This is a genomic window from Lacinutrix undariae (genome assembly GCF_052934785.1).
Genome location: NZ_CM128809.1, coordinates 129,208 through 149,071 on the forward strand (window position 1 = coordinate 129,208; position 19,864 = coordinate 149,071).

Annotated in this window: 22 protein-coding genes and 1 tRNA gene; 12 read left to right on the top strand and 11 right to left on the bottom strand. The window is 31.5% G+C overall.

The window, feature by feature from the left end; all coding sequences use genetic code 11:
- Positions 1–55: 55 nt before the first annotated feature.
- Entirely contained in the window at positions 56–1,036 is a 981-nt protein-coding gene (gene trxB / locus ACU4C5_RS00615) for a thioredoxin-disulfide reductase (RefSeq protein WP_446845112.1), read from the bottom strand.
- Positions 1,037–1,201: 165 nt separating this feature from the next.
- On the opposite strand from trxB, the gene ACU4C5_RS00620 reads away from it, so the two are divergent.
- Positions 1,202–2,566, top strand: a complete 1,365-nt coding sequence (locus tag ACU4C5_RS00620; RefSeq protein ID WP_446845113.1) for an NAD-dependent succinate-semialdehyde dehydrogenase — start codon at positions 1,202–1,204, stop codon at positions 2,564–2,566.
- 1 nt (position 2,567) lies between these two features.
- On the opposite strand, the gene ACU4C5_RS00625 is transcribed toward ACU4C5_RS00620, so the two are convergent.
- The 4 genes from ACU4C5_RS00625 to ACU4C5_RS00640 form a co-directional block, all read right to left on the bottom strand.
- The gene (locus tag ACU4C5_RS00625; protein ID WP_446845114.1) at positions 2,568–2,771 is read right to left on the bottom strand and encodes a DUF6327 family protein; all 204 of its coding nucleotides are present in this window, start codon (positions 2,769–2,771) and stop codon (positions 2,568–2,570) included.
- Positions 2,772–2,826: 55 nt separating this feature from the next.
- Positions 2,827–3,177, bottom strand: coding sequence for a hypothetical protein (locus tag ACU4C5_RS00630; RefSeq protein WP_446845115.1), 351 nt, complete (start codon positions 3,175–3,177; stop codon positions 2,827–2,829).
- 3 nt (positions 3,178–3,180) lie between these two features.
- Positions 3,181–3,510, bottom strand: a complete 330-nt coding sequence (locus tag ACU4C5_RS00635) for a YtxH domain-containing protein (RefSeq protein WP_446845116.1) — start codon at positions 3,508–3,510, stop codon at positions 3,181–3,183.
- A gap of 185 nt (positions 3,511–3,695) precedes the next feature.
- A complete protein-coding gene (locus ACU4C5_RS00640) occupies positions 3,696–4,124 on the bottom strand; it encodes an FKBP-type peptidyl-prolyl cis-trans isomerase (protein ID WP_446845117.1) in 429 nt (142 codons plus the stop codon).
- 358 nt (positions 4,125–4,482) lie between these two features.
- Between ACU4C5_RS00640 and nirK the strand changes: the two genes are divergently transcribed.
- From nirK to ACU4C5_RS00660, 4 genes are read left to right on the top strand one after another with little or no spacing between them, the layout of a single operon-like run.
- Complete coding sequence (nirK, locus tag ACU4C5_RS00645) at positions 4,483–5,925, top strand: copper-containing nitrite reductase (protein WP_446845118.1); 1,443 nt, start codon at positions 4,483–4,485, stop codon at positions 5,923–5,925.
- An 11-nt stretch (positions 5,926–5,936) separates the two neighbouring features.
- Positions 5,937–6,710 carry a formylglycine-generating enzyme family protein gene (locus ACU4C5_RS00650; RefSeq protein ID WP_446845119.1) on the top strand — a complete coding sequence of 258 codons (774 nt, stop codon included), beginning with the start codon at positions 5,937–5,939 and terminating at the stop codon, positions 6,708–6,710.
- Positions 6,711–6,713: 3 nt separating this feature from the next.
- Positions 6,714–7,415, top strand: coding sequence for an SCO family protein (locus ACU4C5_RS00655; RefSeq protein ID WP_446845120.1), 702 nt, complete (start codon positions 6,714–6,716; stop codon positions 7,413–7,415).
- Positions 7,416–7,466: 51 nt separating this feature from the next.
- Complete coding sequence (locus tag ACU4C5_RS00660; protein ID WP_446845121.1) at positions 7,467–7,907, top strand: hypothetical protein; 441 nt, start codon at positions 7,467–7,469, stop codon at positions 7,905–7,907.
- A 9-nt stretch (positions 7,908–7,916) separates the two neighbouring features.
- Here the strand turns inward: ACU4C5_RS00660 and ACU4C5_RS00665 are convergent, their stop codons facing one another.
- The 5 genes from ACU4C5_RS00665 to ACU4C5_RS00685 all read right to left on the bottom strand — a co-directional run bounded on the left by ACU4C5_RS00665 (position 7,917) and on the right by ACU4C5_RS00685 (position 11,112).
- Positions 7,917–8,378 (bottom strand): hemerythrin domain-containing protein, encoded by a 462-nt coding sequence (locus tag ACU4C5_RS00665; protein ID WP_446845123.1) that lies wholly within the window; start codon positions 8,376–8,378, stop codon positions 7,917–7,919.
- On the bottom strand, positions 8,350–9,561 hold the full coding sequence (locus tag ACU4C5_RS00670; protein WP_446845124.1) for a hypothetical protein: 1,212 nt from the start codon (positions 9,559–9,561) through the stop codon (positions 8,350–8,352). The genes ACU4C5_RS00665 and ACU4C5_RS00670 overlap by 29 nt, the downstream gene beginning before the upstream one ends.
- 115 nt (positions 9,562–9,676) lie before the next feature.
- The gene (gene ric / locus ACU4C5_RS00675; protein WP_446845125.1) at positions 9,677–10,396 is read right to left on the bottom strand and encodes an iron-sulfur cluster repair di-iron protein; all 720 of its coding nucleotides are present in this window, start codon (positions 10,394–10,396) and stop codon (positions 9,677–9,679) included.
- 58 nt (positions 10,397–10,454) lie between these two features.
- Positions 10,455–10,889 carry an RrF2 family transcriptional regulator gene (locus ACU4C5_RS00680; protein ID WP_446845126.1) on the bottom strand — a complete coding sequence of 145 codons (435 nt, stop codon included), beginning with the start codon at positions 10,887–10,889 and terminating at the stop codon, positions 10,455–10,457.
- A 145-nt stretch (positions 10,890–11,034) separates the two neighbouring features.
- A tRNA-Pro gene (locus ACU4C5_RS00685) sits at positions 11,035–11,112 on the bottom strand.
- Between the two features lie 346 nt (positions 11,113–11,458).
- On the opposite strand from ACU4C5_RS00685, the gene udk reads away from it, so the two are divergent.
- The 5 genes from udk to scpA are packed head-to-tail and all read left to right on the top strand — an operon-like array spanning position 11,459 to position 16,513.
- Positions 11,459–12,067 carry a uridine kinase gene (udk, locus tag ACU4C5_RS00690; RefSeq protein WP_446845127.1) on the top strand — a complete coding sequence of 203 codons (609 nt, stop codon included), beginning with the start codon at positions 11,459–11,461 and terminating at the stop codon, positions 12,065–12,067.
- Positions 12,068–12,391 carry an FtsB family cell division protein gene (locus tag ACU4C5_RS00695; protein WP_446845128.1) on the top strand — a complete coding sequence of 108 codons (324 nt, stop codon included), beginning with the start codon at positions 12,068–12,070 and terminating at the stop codon, positions 12,389–12,391.
- On the top strand, positions 12,384–13,745 hold the full coding sequence (locus tag ACU4C5_RS00700) for a methylmalonyl-CoA mutase subunit beta (RefSeq protein ID WP_446845129.1): 1,362 nt from the start codon (positions 12,384–12,386) through the stop codon (positions 13,743–13,745). The genes ACU4C5_RS00695 and ACU4C5_RS00700 overlap by 8 nt, the downstream gene beginning before the upstream one ends.
- A 4-nt stretch (positions 13,746–13,749) precedes the next feature.
- Positions 13,750–14,346 (top strand): hypothetical protein, encoded by a 597-nt coding sequence (locus ACU4C5_RS00705; protein WP_446845130.1) that lies wholly within the window; start codon positions 13,750–13,752, stop codon positions 14,344–14,346.
- A 43-nt stretch (positions 14,347–14,389) separates the two neighbouring features.
- Positions 14,390–16,513 carry a methylmalonyl-CoA mutase gene (gene scpA, locus ACU4C5_RS00710; RefSeq protein ID WP_446845131.1) on the top strand — a complete coding sequence of 708 codons (2,124 nt, stop codon included), beginning with the start codon at positions 14,390–14,392 and terminating at the stop codon, positions 16,511–16,513.
- A gap of 14 nt (positions 16,514–16,527) precedes the next feature.
- Here the strand turns inward: scpA and ACU4C5_RS00715 are convergent, their stop codons facing one another.
- Positions 16,528–17,745 carry a glycosyltransferase gene (locus ACU4C5_RS00715; protein ID WP_446845132.1) on the bottom strand — a complete coding sequence of 406 codons (1,218 nt, stop codon included), beginning with the start codon at positions 17,743–17,745 and terminating at the stop codon, positions 16,528–16,530.
- A gap of 62 nt (positions 17,746–17,807) precedes the next feature.
- Between ACU4C5_RS00715 and ACU4C5_RS00720 the strand changes: the two genes are divergently transcribed.
- Both ACU4C5_RS00720 and purB read left to right on the top strand, forming a co-directional pair.
- Entirely contained in the window at positions 17,808–18,419 is a 612-nt protein-coding gene (locus ACU4C5_RS00720) for an adenylosuccinate lyase (protein WP_446845133.1), read from the top strand.
- A 77-nt stretch (positions 18,420–18,496) separates the two neighbouring features.
- Positions 18,497–19,840 (top strand): adenylosuccinate lyase, encoded by a 1,344-nt coding sequence (gene purB, locus ACU4C5_RS00725; RefSeq protein WP_446846414.1) that lies wholly within the window; start codon positions 18,497–18,499, stop codon positions 19,838–19,840.
- The last annotated feature ends 24 nt before the right edge of the window (positions 19,841–19,864 follow it).

Here is a 19,864-nt window from a genome sequence, read left to right on the forward strand (position 1 = left end):
ACATAAAAAAGCCGAAGCAAATGCTTCGGCTTTTTTTATACTATAAAACTAAGGTTTAGTTATAATTTGAAGTGCTAGTTTCAAAATTAGCATCTTTTGCAGCTAAATAACGTTCTGCATCTAAAGCGGCCATACATCCTGTACCTGCTGCTGTTACTGCCTGACGATATACGTGATCTGCAGCATCACCACAAACAAATACACCTTCAACATTAGTTAACGCACGTCCTGGTACATTTTTAATGTATCCTGTTTCATCCATATCAATAAAACCTTTAAAAATGTCTGTATTTGGTTTATGACCAATAGCTACAAAAAATCCTGTTGCAGGAATATCTAAAGTTTCTTTAGATGTTCTATTTACAACTCTCACTCCTGTTACAACTTGTCCGTCACCTAAAACCTCTTCAGTTTCTGTGTTGAATAAGATTTCAATGTTTTCAGTCTTAGCAACTCTTTCAGCCATAATTCTAGACGCTCTAAACTCGTCTCGTCTTACTAGCATAGTTACTTTTTTACATAATTTAGATAAGTAATGAGCTTCTTCACAAGCGCTATCTCCTGCTCCAACAATTACTACTTCATGATTTCTGTAGAAAAACCCATCACAAACCGCACAAGCAGAAACTCCACCACCTAATTTTAGATATTTTTGTTCAGACTCTAATCCTAAATATTTAGCAGAAGCTCCTGTAGAAATAATTACAGTATCACAATGAATTTCTTTAGTTTCATTTACCCATACTTTATGTACATCTCCAGAAAAATCAACTTTAGTTATCCAACCATCGCGTACATCTGTTTCAAAACGTTCGGCTTGTTTTTGTAACTCAATCATCATTGCTGGTCCTGTAATACCTTCTGGATAACCTGGGAAATTTTCAACTTCGTTAGTTGTTGTTAATTGACCTCCTGGTTGTGTTCCTTGGTATAAAACTGGCGACATATTAGCTCTGGCTGCATAAATAGCAGCTGTATACCCCGCAGGTCCAGATCCTATTATTAGGCATTTTACTTTTTCTATTGTATCTGACATAATTTTTTCATTGTTTGAATCATAACAAAAGTAGGTTTTTTATTCAATTCCTTACAATCTACTTTATTAAAAGTTATTATCATCTTATAAATTCAAACTATAATACCTCAAATAATTTTGTTCTTTTTTTAAATTTTAAGACCTTTATTAAAACAAAAAAAACTCATGGCTACAACCCTAAATTCTATTAATCCGTTTACCGGAAAAACTTTAGAAACGTACAACCTATTCACTGATAACGCTGTAAATACAGCATTAGATAAAGCTCAAGAAGCTTTTTTAGAATGGAAATTATTAGATATTGAAGACCGTACTGAACTTTTAGAAGAAATTACAGCGCTTCTCGAAAAAAACAAACAACAGTATAGCGAATTAATGAGTAATGAAATGGGAAAACCAATTTCTCAAAGTATTGCTGAAATTGAAAAATGTATGACGCTTTGTGAGTTTTATGACACAAATGCCGACGACCTTTTAGCTGATGAAGTGATAGAAACCGAAGCATATGAAAGTTTTATAAGCTACGATCCCTTAGGAATTATCTTAGGAATTATGCCTTGGAATTACCCATTTTGGCAAGTGCTACGATTTGCCATACCAACATTAATGGCCGGAAATACCGTATTATTAAAACACGCAGCCAACGTATCTGGTTGTGCATTAATTATTGAAGATTTGTTTAAAGCCGCAGGATTTCCCGAAGGTTGTTTTCAAACACTTTTAGTAAATCATACACAAATAGAGACCGTTATTGAAGATCCAAGAGTGAAAGCTGTTTCGCTTACTGGAAGTGAAAAAGCAGGACGAACTATTGCAGCCATTGCTGGAAAAAACCTTAAAAAATGTGTTTTAGAACTTGGCGGAAACAATGCTTGTATTATCCTTAAAGATGCCAATTTAGAGACTCATATTGATACTATTGTAAATGCTAGAATGCAAAATACAGGACAAAGTTGTATTGCTGCAAAACGTTTTATTGTTGAAGCACCAATTTATGATAAATTTATGGAGCTATTTACTGTAAAGGTTGAAGCCTTAAAACAAGGAAACCCATTAGACGTAGATACACAAATTACTGTTTTAGCACGACCAGATTTAGCCGATATTCTAGAGAAACAAGTTAACGATTCGGTAGAAAAAGGCGCTAAGGTAATTACAGGAAATATTAAAAAAGGAGCCTATTTTCAACCTACAATCATTACAAATTCAGTTCCTGGAATGCCTATTTTTGATGAGGAAACTTTTGGTCCTGTAGCATCAATTACGAAAGTAAATGACGCCGATGAAGCTTACCAAATGGCTAGTAACACCTTATTAGGCTTAGGAGCAATGGTGTTTACAGAAGATATTGATGATGCACTTGATAGAATTAGTGATATTGAAGATGGTGCGTTTTTTATAAACAGTCTTGTAAAATCTGACGTGAGATTACCGTTTGGTGGTACTAAAAACTCAGGGTATGGTCGCGAGCTTTCTAGAGAAGGTATTTTGGAGTTTACCAACAAAAAAACAGTATATGCTAATAAATAATTTAACGCTTAAAAAAACGCTTTAAAAGGACATATCCTCCGTATTTACCAGCAACACTAAGTAATGTTTCTACCCAAGAGGCGGGTTTTAAATTATCTTTAAACTCGTTCTTGAGTAGTTTCATTTCTTCTAAAGCAATATTTCGCTCTAGCTTTAAGGTTTTTAAAGCTTGATCTATATCATTAAAAGATTCATAATGTTTCATGTCTTTGAATATTTAATTGCGTGATTTTAATTGTATTTTCAACTTAAAATAAATTTTAAGATTCAAAAAACTTAGTTGAAAGTGTACTTATAATCTTCTTATTTATAAAGCCTCTTTTTATATAAATAATAATTGTAAATATAAAAAATATAGCAGCTACTATAATATATCCTAAAGCGGCATTATCCAACCACTGTCCTATTGCTAAAGCTGCAGCAAAGGCTAAAAAAAACAAAGCGACAAGCAAAAAACCACCTATAGCAAGAGCTTTTACTACCAAACTAATTGATATGGTTAATTGCTGAAATACTTTGAGTTTATAATACTCTTGAGATTTTTCCAAATACCGCTCCCCTGCATCTGAGAACTTATCTGAAGTATCAGTTATAGCATCTAAAATATTCATGGATTAGGCTTTTTGGTAGGTTTTATTTTTCTTTTTTAATTCGCTTAGTTTTTTCTCTAATGACGTAATTACATCTTCAGTTTTGTAGCTCACATCCGAAACGATTGTTTCAATTTTATCATCTAAATTTTCTTTCGTATGAGACACATCATTAGTTACTTTTTCTTTTAAATCATGTGCACTATCTTGTAGCTTATTTTTAACGGCTATGGTCTCGTCTGAAATCTTTTGTCTAGTATTAGATCCTTTATCTGGTGCGAATAAGATACCTAACGTTGCCCCTATTGCTGTTCCTGCTAAAAGTCCTAAAATTACATTGCTTTCTTTACTCATAATTTGTGGTTTTAAATTGTTAATATAATAATCGTTATCTATTAAAAACTAATATAATACCGATTGACTTATCAATAATATACATATTATCTCCACAAATACAAGACCTTTAATCTTACTTTAACATTAGCGCAAAAAAAAGCCTGAGTTTCCTCAGGCTTCTTAAATATATCTATAAAATAAGATTATTTTATCTCTAACAATTCTAAATCGAAAGTTAAATCTTGACCAGCTAATGGGTGGTTTCCATCAACAATAATATGATCATCGTTTACTGCAGCAATTCTAAATTGGTGCTCAACACCTTCAGCATTTCTAGATGCTAAAGCCATACCTACTTCAGGTTTCATGTCTTGAGGCAATTGTTCTTTTTTCACTTCGTGAAATAATTCTTTTTGCACATCACCGTATGCATCATCTTTAGCGATATTGATGGTTTTCTTTTCGTTTACCTTCATATCAATGATTGCATTTTCAAAACCAGGAATTAACATACCCTGACCAAGAGTTGCTTCTAATGGCTCTCTATCTGCAGAGCTATCAAATACTTGACCGTTACTTAATTTTCCTGTGTAATGAACTTTTACAGTATCATTTGCTTTTACTTGACTCATAAAATATTTTTTTTGTTAAAAAATCAATGCAAAACTATCATTTATAAGCCAAATCAATGCATAATATTCAAAAAATATAATCTTATTAAGAGAATCTTAACATGTATTTCACAACTAAAACACTTCATAATCATGAAATTAAGCCTTTTATAACTTTAAAAGATCTTCTTTAATTTGTTTCCACAATTTTACACTTCATAAAACATACGTTAAAAACCTAAAACCGCATATTTTTTGATGCTAAAACAGGTTTAAATTAGTCACAAAATTTAATTAGGATAAATTTATCCTAATTATGATATTTATCATGTTTTAACACATAATATTATTTTATTTTTGATGTATAAAATCAGATAAAATGAAGACAACACTAAAACTACTATCAGTTCTTTTTGCATTATCAATATATAATTGTGGTGACAAAGAAGAAAACAAAACAACTAACAGTGAAGACGTTATTGTTCATAGAGAAATGACTGCTGAGCTAACCGCTCCTCCAAATGTACCAACACCTGTAGGTCGCAGAAAGGCTAAAAAACTAATTGTTAAAATGGAAATTCTTGAAAAAGAAGGAGAGATTACAGATGGCGTAAAATATGTGTATTGGACCTTTGGCGGATCGGTACCAGGAAGCTTTATAAGAACACGTGTTGGAGATGAAGTAGAGTTTCATTTACAAAATCATCCAGATAATAAACTACCACACAATATAGATATGCATGCTGTTACAGGACCTGGTGGTGGTGCAGAATCTTCTTTTGTAGCACCTGGTCACGAAAAAGTATTTTCTTTTAAAACCTTAAATCCAGGATTATACGTATACCACTGTGCAACAGCACCTGTAGGAATGCACATTGCTAACGGGATGTATGGCTTAATTTTAGTTGAACCAGAAGGCGGGTTACCAATTGTAGATAAAGAATATTATATTATGCAAGGTGATTTTTATACTAAAGGCGCAAATGGTGAAAGAGGTTTACAGCCTTTTGATATGCAAAAAGCTGTAGATGAGAATGCCGATTACGTGGTGTTTAATGGTAAAGTAGGTGCTTTAACTGGTGATAATGCCCTTACTGCAAAAGTAGGAGAAACAATAAGACTTTTTGTTGGAAATGGAGGCCCTGGACTTGTATCTTCTTTTCATGTTATTGGAGAAATATTTGACAAAGTACATGTTGAAGGAGGTAGTCTTATTAACGAAAATGTGCAAACTACCATGATTCCTGCAGGTGGAGCAGCAATGATAGAATTTAAAGTAGAAGTTCCTGGAACATTTATTTTAGTAGACCATTCCATATTTAGAGCATTCAATAAAGGTGCATTAGGAATGTTAAAAGTAGAAGGTGAAGAGAACAAAAAATTATATTCAGGAGAAATTAGAGATGACATTTACCTTCCTGAAGGACCAGGGATACAAGAAATGCCAACTACTAATGAAATTGCAGCTTCAGAAGTACCTGCTAAAACATTTGAAGAACAAATGGAATTTGGAAAACAAGCATACATGCAAACCTGTTTTGCTTGTCATCAAGCCGAAGGACAAGGTGTACCAAATGCCTTCCCTCCTCTTGCCAAATCTGATTATTTAAATGCAGACGTTGATCGTGCTATTGGTATTGTACTACATGGTAAAACGGGTGAAATCACAGTTAATGGTGAAAAATATAATAGCGTAATGACTAAACAAATGCTTTCATCAGATGAGATTGCAAATGTACTAACCTATGTATACAACAGTTGGGGAAATTCAAAAAAAGTAATAACCAAAGATATGGTTGAAAAAGTTAAAAACAACAAATAATTTATACTATCATGAAAAGTCAAGTCTCTAGAATAATAATTGTTTTTTTAGTGTTACAAACAACTATTTACGCACAAACTAGAGACATGGCTTTAGTTAAAGGTGGTCGTTATCTTCCCCTATATGGAAGAGATTCAACCGTTGTAGAAGTTGGTGATTTTGAAATGGATATTTACCCAGTTACAAATACTGAATATATTGATTTTCTTAAAAAAAATCCTAAATGGAAAAAATCTAAAGTCATCAGTTTATTTGCTGATAAAAGCTATCTAATTAACTGGGAAACAGATGATATAATTAAATCATCAGAAAAACCAAATAGTCCCGCAACCTATATCTCGTGGTTTGCAGCAAACGCTTATTGTGAGTGTAAAGGCAAACGTTTACCTACAGTTGATGAATGGGAATATGCTGCTATGGCAGATGAAACAGTTAAAGACGCAAGAGTAAAACCAGAATATAATGCAAAAATTTTATCTTGGTATGAAGCACCAAAAACAAATCAAAATATTGTTGGTTTACATCCCAAAAATGTATGGGGCATCTATGATTTACATGGCTTAGTTTGGGAATGGACATTAGATTTTAATTCGGTATTAATCACCGGAGAATCTCGTAAAGATGTAGATAAAGATAGTAACCTGTTTTGCGGAAGTGCAGCAATAAATGCAACAGATTTAATGAATTATGCTGCGTTTATGCGTTATGCAATTAGAGGTAGCCTAAAAGCTAGATATGCCATGAGAAATCTTGGGTTTAGATGTGTTAAAACCATAAAAAATTAAAAAATGAGATATTTAAAACTAGTCTTATCAGTCTTTATTATTACTATAACAATAATATCGTGCAATTCAAAAGCACCAAAAAACACAGATACCTACCAATGTCCAATGCAATGTGAGGGTGATAAAATATATTCTGAAATAACAACTTGTCCTATTTGTAAAATGGATATGAAATTGATAAAAGATACTTCAATTAAAAACAACGATAAAATTTCACAAGCATCTATTTTTAATTTAACCTCAAAATGGCACACCGAAGAGGGTAACGAAATTCAACTTAAAAGCTTAAGAGGAAAAACCTTAGTAGTTGTTATGATTTATACATCATGTAAAGCTGCGTGTCCGCGTTTGGTTGCAGATATGCGAAATATTGAGGCTCAAATTCCAATTGAAAGTCTCGAAAAATTAAATTTTGTATTAATAACTATCGATCCTAAAACAGATACACCAGAACGTTTAAAAGCATTTGCTTTAGAAAACTATATGGATGATGAACAATGGACATTTTTACAAGGTACAGAAAGTAGTGTTCGTGAATTTGCAAATGTACTTGCAATGAAATACAAACAAATTTCTCCGATAGATTTTTCGCATTCAAACATAATTAGTGTTTTTAACCCTGAAGGAGAATTAGTACATCAACAAGAAGGTTTGGGAGTTAATAATAAAGAAACAGTAAATGAAGTTTTAAAACTTATAAAATAAAAGCAATACTAACAATTTTAAAACCGCATTTAAACAAAAAAAATATTAAAAATGAAACTACAATTTTACATATTATTTATATTAATTTTTATAGGATGTAAGCCTAATTATGAAAAGAAACTTAAGGTTGCGCCAATGCAAAAAGATGTTTCATTACTAGATACTTTACAACTCAAACTAAATCACAATAAAAAATGGACGGTTAACCCAGAAACACATCAAGGGATAAAAAATATAGATTCTATTATTAAAAAATTTAAACACAACACAGCTTATAACGACTTAGGAAAAAAATTATCTCAGCAAACAAATTACATCATCACAAATTGCACTATGACTGGAGATGCACATAACCAACTACATGTTATACTATTACCTATCCTTGATGAAATTGATAATTTAAAAATTGACGACAAACAAAATAAAGAACATATTTTTAAACGTTTAGAAAATTTAATTTCTAACTATTTCTCTCATTTTGAGCTAGAATAAAACTTTTATTTATCTCCAAAATTCATCTTCAAGATTATCTATAAAATCTTTTGACTGATGATTTTTTTCTATATAAAGCAGTTGTGCTTCTGTTGCAATTTTCTGAATTTCTGGAAACAAAATTCTTTCTTCAAAACGAATATGCTGTTCTAATTCCTGTTCAATATTACTTAATGTTTTAACACTAGTTTCAGCCTCTAAAAACAAAAACTTAATGTATTGATGATCTTCTAATGCCTTTTTAACAAACTCGTTATCGGCTCCTAAAACACTAAATATATAACGTTCCTCTAATTCAAAGTGAGGAATTAAATAGGTCTTAAAAAACCAATTAGTATAAGTTTGTATTCGGCTTATAGCTATGTTTTTACTAAATCCAGATCTTATTTTCCACGATAACAATAATCCATGATGATGCTCCCTACTCAATGAATGTAATGCCTTATGTCGTTTTTGAGGTTTTAATTTCATAATAATTTGTTTTAATAATATTAAATAAAATAAAAAAGATCCCTAGTGGCAATAATATACTAAACACAAAAAGTATTAAATAATAATTTGGTATAAAACCACTTGCAAAGTAAAATTTACAAGCTTGAATAATTAATATAATTTCAGTCAAAACGAAACCTATAACAAAACTATAAACTCCAAAATATAATGACCTAGTGCGCTGTATCAATTTTTCATTTATGATGAAAACAAATAAAAATCCAGAAATGATTCCTAACATTATTAAATGGATAAAACCTATGATAAAGTTATGTTGGTTATAAACCATTTTAGAGACTTCAGGTATTATAGAAAGTATTTGTAACAGCATTTTTAACACAAAACAGAATAGACTAAAAGAGTACAGAGATATAACTAATTTAGATTGTTTTTTTAATAACAACAGCAACTTTGTCTTCACTAATTTCACAAACAGAAATAAACTTATAAGTTGTAAAAAAGCGGCTATTACATTAATATACAATAGTATTTTATAAGGCACTAAACTATTAAGAGTAAAAGCAAAATTAAGTATTGTAGATACCACTAATAGCTTTAAAAAGCTACAAAAAAGAGTTGAATATTCAATTTTAAGCAGATGAAAAAGTACCGTAATTACTCCTATTAAAAACCAACCATTAAACTGAAAATGTAAAAAAAACTGAATTGATATTTGATAAAAAGCAGAAGCTTGTCCTAATAAACCAACAGCTGGCCCTAAACACCATACACCTAAAGTAGAAAGGAGCATAAATATAAGTGATACCTTTAAGGTGTACTCAATTGCTTTAGAGTTAGTTTTATGATGTTTAAAAACTATGTATGCAAAATAATAACTACAAAATATATGTAGTGTAGAAAAAAAGATTGAAACTACTGCGTATCCTTGAAAAGGAAAACTTAATATCATACCTATTACAGCTAGTTCTGTCACCCAAAACAATCGATTGTAAATTACTTTTTTATGAGGTACAAAATAATGTGCAACTAAAGTAAACAGCATTAAACATGTCCAACCTAACATTGCGGTATGTGAATGAGCATGCGTTAAAAAACGATAATTTATACCTATATTTTCTAAAAATGAAAAACGAAGTGCCAACCCCATGAAAGCGGCTATTAAAAAATTAACAACACAAACAACAACCTGACTTTTAAACATTAAATATAATTTAACTTATAAAAAAACATAGACAAATAAAACCTATACATTGTGTTTTATACTGTATTTACACCACTAATCTCAGAAAACATTATTTTATAGCATACTAGTTACTCTAATTAAAATCTTGTTCCATTTTCACAGCTTTTGGAAATAAAATATTGTTTTCTAAATGTATATGTAAATGCAAGTCTTGCTCAAATTCTTTTAGCATTTTAAATGTGACTTTGTAGGTATTACAAGCATCTAAAGGAGGAGTATATTCATTAGTTAATTTAGCAATTGCTCTATAACGTCTACCTTCGTTCTCATGCTCTTCTTTCATCATGCTTATTGGGTTCTCAACAGTACCAAAATGAGGTGTATCAATCTCAATTCCATCTTCTTTTGTACGCACCATTTTTTTTATAAAAGGAAATAAAATTAGTTCTTCCTTTTTCATATGTGATGCTAATTCTACACCCGATTCTGAAAACAATTTGTTAATTTCAAAAAGTTCTGGGTGTAATGCACCATGAATTTTACATAATTTATCTAAAAACTGGCGTATAATAGGAGTTTTTTCTTCAACAAAACGATGATGTGTATTCTCTATATATTGCGCCAAAAAATCTAAAGACCATGATTTGTAATCTGTCTCTGAGATGGAATTAACACTCATAACGTCTTCCAATTCTTTCAATAATAATTGACTATCTATCCCTTTTTGCTTACAAGCTTCATTAATAGTACGATTTCCATTACAACAGAAATCTATTTTATGTTTAGAAAAAACAGATGCAGTTCTAAAATCATCTGTAACATACTCCCCTATTAGTTTATGTGTTATATTCATAATTAAATTTATTTCGGATAAAAACATCCTATTTGTATTTAATTTTTTTTAAATTTTTTTAAATTTTTAAAAATGATATTCCAGATTTAAAGCCTAATGCTAACTCTTCTAAATTTGTATTTTGTAACATATCATTCAATTCAGCTCTTACAACCTTAAATTTATCGTGTACCGGACAAGGGTGATTAGCGTCACAGACATCTAAACCTAAGCCACATCTTGTAAAAATAGAATCACCATCGATAGCCTCAATAATTTGATATAGTTTTATGAAGGCAATATCTTTTTTATCAATTTCAAATCCGCCATATGCACCTTTTACTGAATTTATAATGTTATGTCTTACCAATGCTTGTAAAATTTTAGCAGTAAATGCTTGAGGAGAATTAATCTCGGTAGAAATTTCTTTAGGAGATACTCGCTTACCTTCATACGAATTTTTCGCAATAAAAATAGAAGCTCTAATACCGTATTCGCAGGCTTTTGAAAACATTATATATCTTTTTACACATACAAATATAATCTTTTTATCAATTAAGACAAAAGAATCCTATTTAAAAAAATATTAACTCACCTTTTCAATAAAATGATACGGCATAAAAAAACCTTATAAATCAAAAGATTTATAAGGTTAATTTTGGTCGGGGTGGCAGGATTCGAACCTGCGGCCTCCACGTCCCAAACGTGGCGCGATAACCGGGCTACGCTACACCCCGAGTAAATTGGTTATCAATTTAGGATTGCAAATATATGACTTTTATTGAAACAAGCACTATTTATTTTGAAAAAAAATAAAAAATTATTAAAAGTGTTTAAATAGCTATTAAAAAACACTGATTGAAAGCCTCTAAAATCCTTTTAAATTTACTTAAGAGTGTATGCATATTCTAAAAAAAACACTATATTGATAACATCATTTTTAAAGTGGAAATATAACGTTTTTAAAGCGCTCTTTCCCTACACTAATGACATTAAAATAGTCGTGTAATAATAAGTTCGATAAATCATCCTTAATTTTTGCTGTAAATAGTTAAATTTGCTGTAAAATTATAAACAAAACATATGTTAATTATAGGTATTGCAGGTGGAACAGGTTGTGGAAAAACTACAGTGGTGAATCAAATTCTATCTCAACTTCCAGAAGGTGAAGTTGGAATTATTTCTCAAGATTCGTATTATAAAGATACAACTCACTTAAGTTACGAAGAACGTATAAAAATAAATTTTGACCATCCGCGCTCTATTGATTTTGAATTATTAGAAGAGCACCTTAAGGATTTAAAGAAAGGACATGCTGTTGAACAACCTGTATATTCTTTTGTTAAGCATAACAGAACAGGTGATACGATTAAAACACATCCTAGAAAAGTAATGATTGTAGAAGGTATTTTAATTCTTACAAATCCAGAATTAAGAGATATGTTTGATATCAAAATCTTTGTTCATGCCGATAGCGATGAACGTCTTATTAGACGACTAAAACGAGATATTACAGAGCGTGGTAGAGATATTGACGAAGTTTTATCGCGCTATCAAAACACGCTTAAACCAATGCATCAGCAATTTATAGAACCTATGAAAGAATACGCTGATATTATTATACCAAACAACAAGTACAACACCGTAGCTGTTGATATTGTTAAAACAATTATTAATCAACGTTTAGTATAATTGAAACTCAAGAAAAAACATATAAAACCTTTTAAAAACATATTTGTATTAGCCATTATTAGTTTTACAATATGGATGCTCTTTTTTGATGCTAATTCCTGGTTAATTCATCACGAATTAAACAGTGAAATTAACGATTTAAATAACGAAAAAGAATATTACAAAAACGAAATAGAAAAGGATAAAAAAGCAATAAAAACCCTAAGTACAGAAGACGGAATAGAAAAGTTAGCTAGAGAAAAATATTACATGAAAAAGGATAATGAAGAGATTTATATCATTGAATATGAAGATAGCATAGTAAAACAAAAAGATAATGAGTAAACTTTTATTTAACAATTTTGCTGAAACTTCTGCAAAAGAGTGGAAACAAAAAATACAAGCCGATTTAAAAGGTGCAGATTACAACAAAACTCTCATTTGGAAGACAAATGAAGGCATTGATGTAAAACCTTTTTATCATGCTAATAACTTTGATGAGGCCTTTAAAACCTCTAGTTGTAAAGCTACAAAATGGAATATTTGTCAAACCATATTTGTTGCAGATGTTAATCTTTCAAATAAAAAAGCTTTAGATGCTATTGCAAGAGGCGCTGAGAGTATCAGGTTTATCATTCCTTCAAAAGATATTTCAATACCTTCATTAATTACAGATATTGAAATAGGAACAGTTATTCATTTTCACTTACAGTTTTTAGACGCAAATTATGTAGAAACAATAACTAAAACTACCGCTAACCTGAAGGCTACTATTCACACAGATGTAATTGGAAACCTCGCTAAAACAGGAAATTGGTTTACAAATTTAAATGACGATTTCTCTCAATTTATAGCTATTGTAAATCATACAAACTCATTAAGTATTAATCTTAATCTATATCAAAATGCAGGCGCAACAATTGTACAACAACTTGCATATGCATTAGCACATACCAACGAATATTTAAACCAATTACAAACGCCTAAAAGCACACTTAATGTTACTTTTAACGTAGCAGTTGGTACCAATTACTTCTTTGAAATTGCAAAACTTAGAGCATTACGCTTACTATGGAAAACACTTGCTAACGAATATAATATCACACAAGATTGCCAAATATTTGTAACACCTACAAAACGTAACAAAACACTATACGACTATAACACCAATATGCTTCGTACCACTACTGAGTGTATGAGTGCTGTGCTTGGTGGCGCTAACACCATTTGCAATTTAGCTTATGATGCTATTTATCACAAAAACAACGAATTTAGCGAGCGTATTAGCCGAAATCAATTATTAATTCTAAAGAAAGAAAGTTATTTTGATAAGGTAAATAACCCTTCTGATGGTGCTTATTATATTGAAAGCTTAACAACACAATTAGCAGAAAAAGCATTAGCACTTTTTAAGGATATCGAAAAAAATAATGGCTTTTTAAGTCAGCTGAAAGAAGGCACAATTCAACGTAAAATAAAAGAAAGCGCCACTAGAGAGCAAGAACAATTTGACTGTAACGAAATTACATTATTAGGAACCAACAAACACCCAAACCCTAATGATAAAATGAGTAACGAGTTAGAGTTATACCCATTTGTAAAAACCAATCCAGTAAAAACACTTATTGTTCCTGTTATTGAAAAACGCCTTGCCGAAACATTAGAGCAAGAACGTCTTAAAACCGAAGAAATATCTTAAGGTTATGGCAGCAAAACTATTTCTAATCACACTCGCTACAGGTTTTTTAATGCTAAATTGCAAAAATAAACCTAAAGCATCAGATTTGGAGTACATTTACGCTTCTGAAAATGTTATCTCAGAATGTAAATCAACTCCAAACACACAATTACTTAACGAAGCTGTATTATCTTTTGAAAACGATCTTATTAATTTTTATGATCCAGAAAACAAAAGTCCAAACAGAGCATATACTAAGTTTTTAAGTGCTATTAGAAATGGAAGTATTGATTACTCAAGTATAGTTTCACCACACTCAAAAGCTATTTTTGAAATCCTAAAACAAGATGATAAACTTTGGAGTTTAAAAAACAAAACAAACACCTTAAATTATCAAAACCCTATCATAGCTTGTATTATTGAAAACATAAAACCAAGTGAATTCACAATCACTTTTAAAGCTTTAGCACATACAAACAGTTTAAGTTTTAGAATGTATGACGAAGAATTAAGACGCAATACTATTTTAGCATCTCAAGATAAATATTTAGGTCTTTTCATAGCTTTAGATTTATACTACGGAAAATTATTCGACATTTATTTAAGTCCTGTGAAACATTAATATTAAAAAATATTGATTCTTATCTTCAAAAAAAAATATTGTAATGACAAGAAAAAACATACAACATATAACCTTAAAACCTGACACTGAACATATAGCTTCAAATTCTGAAACTACATTTTTAACTGCAGAAGATATTACAGTAAAATCAACCTACACCAAAGCCGATCTTAAAAATCTAGAACATCTTAATTTTGTTGCAGGTATTGCACCAAACCTTCGTGGACCATACAGTACAATGTATGTTAGACGTCCTTGGACAGTACGTCAATACGCAGGATTTTCAACAGCTGAAGAAAGTAATGCCTTTTACAGACGTAATCTAGCGGCAGGACAAAAAGGACTTTCTGTTGCTTTTGATTTACCAACGCATAGAGGTTATGATTCAGATCACGATCGTGTAGTTGGTGATGTAGGAAAAGCTGGAGTTGCTATTGATAGTGTTGAGGACATGAAAATTCTTTTCGATCAAATTCCTTTAGATAAAATGTCGGTTTCTATGACCATGAATGGCGCTGTGTTACCAATTATGGCCTTTTATATTGTTGCTGCAGAAGAACAAGGCGTTAGCAAAGATACTTTAGCTGGAACAATTCAAAATGATATTTTAAAAGAGTTTATGGTGCGTAATACTTACATCTACCCACCTACGCCTTCAATGAAAATTATTTCTGATATTTTTGAATACACGAGCAAAAACATGCCAAAATTCAATAGTATTAGTATTTCTGGATATCACATGCAAGAAGCTGGTGCCACAGGCGATATTGAATTAGCTTACACCCTAGCCGACGGTTTAGAATATATTAGAAAAGGACTTGCCGCAGGAATGGATATTGACACTTTTGCACCAAGATTATCTTTTTTCTGGGCCATTGGAATGAACCATTTTATGGAAATTGCCAAAATGCGCGCCGCAAGAATGTTGTGGGCAAAAATGGTAAAACAATTCAACCCTAAAAACGAAAAATCACTTGCTTTACGAACACATTGTCAAACTTCAGGTTGGAGTTTAACCGAGCAAGATCCTTTTAATAATGTAGCACGAACTTGTATTGAAGCTTCTGCTGCTGCTTTTGGTGGTACACAAAGTTTACACACTAACGCATTAGATGAAGCGATTGCTTTACCAACAGATTTCTCGGCAAGAATAGCAAGAAATACACAAATATATTTACAAGAAGAAACTCAAATTACAAAAACTGTAGATCCTTGGGCTGGAAGTTTTTATGTTGAAAAATTAACACATGATATCGCTCAAAAAGCTTGGTCATTAATTGAAGAAGTTGAAGAACTTGGCGGAATGACCAAAGCTATAGAATCTGGTATTCCTAAAATTAGAATTGAAGAAGCGGCAGCTAGAAAACAAGCCAGAATAGACTCTAACCAAGATATTATTGTTGGTGTAAATCAATATCGATTAAAAGAAGAAGATCCAATTACCACTTTGGAAGTTGACAATCAAACGGTAAGAAAATCACAAATAGAACGCTTAAACTCAATTAAAGCAAGCAGAAATACTGAAGCCGTAAACACCGCTTTATCTAATTTAACAGCCGCAGCAAAATCGGGTGAAGAAAATTTATTAGCTTTAGCTGTAATTGCTGCTCGTGAGCGTGCAACTTTAGGAGAAATTAGTGATGCTTTAGAAGTGTCTTTCGGACGTTATAAAGCACAGATAAAATCATTTTCAGGCGTGTATAGTAAAGAAATAAAAGACGATAAAAGTTTTCAGAAAGCAAAAGAACTTGCCGATGCATTTGCAGAACAAGACGGGAGAAGACCTCGTATTATGATAGCAAAAATGGGACAAGATGGTCATGATCGTGGTGCAAAAGTAGTCGCTACAGGTTATGCCGATGTTGGTTTTGATGTAGATATTGGTCCGTTATTTCAAACCCCAGAAGAAGCTGCAAAACAAGCTGTAGAAAATGATGTACATATTTTAGGTGTCTCGTCTTTAGCTGCTGGTCATAAAACTTTAGTACCTCAAGTTATTGAAGCTTTAAAAGCGCGTGGTAGAGATGATATTATGGTAATTGTTGGAGGTGTAATTCCAAAACAAGATTATCAATATCTATTTGATGCTGGTGCTGTTGCTGTTTTTGGTCCTGGAACCAAAATTAGCGATGCAGCTATTAAAATTTTAGAAATATTAATTGATTAAGCCTCAATTTTAACTTACAATTTATTCTTCACTTCAATCCACTTACTCATATATTTTGTGCTTTGAAGTGAATGATGTTGTAATATCTGCCCTGTAAAATTAGCCATTCGGTGAGCGTTCAAATTCTTTTTAAGCGTCGCTATTCTTTCTAAAAATAAAGGAGCTAATATGGTAATATCAAATCCTTCATTTATAACCGAAACACCTTTTTCTTGTTCATTTTTCCAAAGTAAATGTTCTTTATAAAGTAAAATAGCTTGGTTGGCAAACTCTTGTGGATCATTATAGCTTTCTGCTCCGGCAATTCCCTCTGCGCCTACTGCAGTTGTTACATATGGAATTCCGTTTTTCATGGCATCAAATAATTTACCTTTTAATCCTGCTCCAAAACGAATTGGCGCCACACAAACACGTGCATTTTTCATAACCTCATCTACACTTTCAGCAAAACCTTTTATTATAAAACGCTCTTTTTTATTATGTAATTGTGTCACTTTCTGAGTTGCATACGCACCATAAATATGTAATTCAGCTTTTGGTAATTCGGCTTTTATTAATGGCCAGATGATATTTTTTAAATACAAGACCATATTATAATTAGGTTCGTGGAAAAAATTTCCGATAGTTACAAAATGTGCTCGCGCTTCAAAATCAGGAAATTCTGAAACCGTAACCTCATCAATAGGTTGTTGCATAAACGGTAAATAATGTAACAGACTTTCATCGACTTTAAATTTAGTTTTAAGCAAATCCATTTCAACTTCAGAAATAATTAAACTTAAATCACATCTGTAAATACTTGCTATTTCACGTTTTGCGGTATCATTAAATAAATAACTATCATCAAATTCTACCTGATCTTTAAACGCTTGTTGTCGTCCGCGCCTTAATGCGTGCAAATCTTCGGTATCTAAAATTCGTAAGGCATTTGGGCAATATTCAGCGATGCGCCATCCAAATTGTTCTTCAATCATAAAACGATCAAAAACCACAATATTTGGATTTAATTCTGAAGCAAAAGCATCAAAACGTTCCGAATTTAATGCAATCGCAACCTCAGCAACTCCAATACTTTCAAGATCAAATGCGTTATCACTTTTGGCTGTAGCCGTTGCAAAAGTCACCTTATAATCTTGTGCTAAAAACAGGTTTATAAGTTGCATCATTCGGCTTCCTGCTGCCGAACTTTTTGGTTCTGGCCATACAATACCTATAATTAAAACATGAGTCATTGGTGAGCATTTAGTTTTTACGTTTGCAAAGTTACTTAAATTAATACGCTATTTTTTCAACATTGAAAATTTGCTTACTTTTAAGTTTCAAAAGCAAAAAACAAGTGACTGTAAAAGCCTTATATGATGAATTAAGTTATGTAAATCATTCGCGAGAAAAACGTTTATATTACGCTAATTTACTTCTAGATAATCCGGAGTTAACAAAACCTTTATTAGATATTGTATTTATGGTTGATGATAAAATATCATGTAGAGCTGCTTGGGTTTTTGAGTTTTTATGTGGTGAAAACCTAGAGGCTGCCATTCCGCATTTAGATTATTTTACTAAACATATGCATAAAGTTCATTTAGATTCGGCAGTAAGACCGGTTGCAAAAGTGTGCGAATATTTAGCGAAAGCATATTACAGTAAAGCGGATAACGCTATTAAGACCGCTTTACAACCGTTGCATCAAACCTTAATCATAGAACTTTGTTTTGATTATATGATTAGCGACCAAAAAGTAGCTCCAAAAGCTTATGCAATGATTACGTTATCTCTTTTTGGTAAACATCATGATTGGGTACACCCAGAATTAGTTATGATTTTAGAACGCGATTCCTCATCACAAAGCGCTGCTTTTAAAGCTAGAGCTCGCCATGTTTTAAAAGAAATAAAAAAGAATTCATAACAAAAGTTTAAAGTTACACCTACAGTGTTATGCCTAAAAAGATTATCTTCGCTACTTCTAAAAAAACAACACAACACATGCAATTATCACCATTAAACGCCATCTCACCTATTGATGGTCGCTACAGAAATAAAGTAAATAGTTTAGCGCCTTTTTTCTCTGAAGAAGCGTTAATTAAATACAGAGTACAAGTTGAAATTGAATATTTTATCGCTTTGTGCGAAATTCCGTTACCTCAACTTGCTGATTTTAACACTGATTTATTTGAAGAATTAAGAGGAATTTACAAGAACTTTTCTTCGGAAGATGCACTTAAAATTAAAGATATTGAAAGCGTTACGAATCATGACGTTAAAGCCGTTGAATATTTTATAAAAGAAAAATTTGATGCTTTAAACCTTCAGAAATATAAAGAGTTTATACATTTTGGATTAACGTCTCAAGATATTAACAATACAGCAATTCCTTTAAGTATTAAGGATGCGATGAATGAGGCTTATGTTCCTGAATATTTTTCGGTAGTAAACCGCTTAAAAGAATTAGCAAAAGATTGGGCAGATATTCCAATGTTGGCTAGAACTCACGGACAACCAGCTTCTCCTACACGTTTAGGAAAAGAAATTGAAGTATTTGTTGTACGTTTGGAAGCGCAATTTAATTTATTAAATGATATTCCTAGTGCTGCAAAATTTGGTGGAGCAACAGGAAATTTCAACGCACACAAAGTGGCTTACCCATCTATTGATTGGAGAGCTTTTGGAGGTGAGTTTGTAAAAGGAAAATTAGGCTTACACCATTCTTTTCCAACCACACAAATTGAGCATTACGATCATCTAGCTGCTCTTTTTGATACTTTAAAACGTATTAATACTATTCTTATTGATTTAGACAGAGATATCTGGACGTATGTATCAATGGATTATTTTAAACAAAAAATTAAGGCTGGTGAAGTTGGTAGTAGCGCAATGCCGCATAAAGTAAACCCTATTGATTTTGAAAATTCTGAAGGGAACTTAGGAATTGCTAATGCTATTTTTGAGCATTTATCTGCAAAACTTCCTATTTCTCGTTTACAACGTGATTTAACAGATAGTACTGTTTTACGTAATGTTGGCGTACCTTTTGGACATACATTAATTGGATTTAAATCAACTTTAAAAGGTTTAGATAAATTATTATTAAACGAAAGCAAATTTGCTGAAGACCTTGAAAATAATTGGGCTGTTGTAGCCGAAGCTATTCAAACTATATTACGTAGAGAAGCGTATCCTAACCCTTATGAAGCTTTAAAAGGTTTAACTAGAACGAATACTAAAATTACACAAGCCTCTATTTCAGATTTTATTAATACCTTAGAGGTGTCTGATACTATTAAAGCAGAATTAAAAGCAATTACGCCAAGTAATTATACAGGAATATAAATATTACAATTATGCCAAATAAAG